Below are 228 nucleotides of genomic sequence, written 5' to 3' on the forward strand. Positions count from 1 at the left end.
TGCTCGTTCTTCATCAGACAATCTGTGTGAGCACTGCACATAACACGTATCTCTTAGGTAAGGAGGTGATCCAACCGCAGGTTCCCCCTACGGTTACCTTGTTACGACTTCACCCCAGTCATGAATCACAAAGTGGTAAGCGCCCTCCCGAAGGTTAAGCTACCTACTTCTTTTGCAACCCACTCCCATGGTGTGACGGGCGGTGTGTACAAGGCCCGGGAACGTATT

At 51.3% G+C, this 228-nt stretch carries 1 rRNA gene; it reads right to left on the reverse strand.

Annotated features, from left to right (window positions below):
• Positions 1 to 58: 58 nt before the first annotated feature.
• Positions 59 to 228: ribosomal RNA gene (locus BHE89_RS03385) — 16S ribosomal RNA — on the reverse strand; the annotation flags it as partial.

Origin of the sequence: Shigella sp. FC1967, from assembly GCF_001743005.1 — a bacterium.
GTDB lineage: Bacteria > Pseudomonadota > Gammaproteobacteria > Enterobacterales > Enterobacteriaceae > Proteus.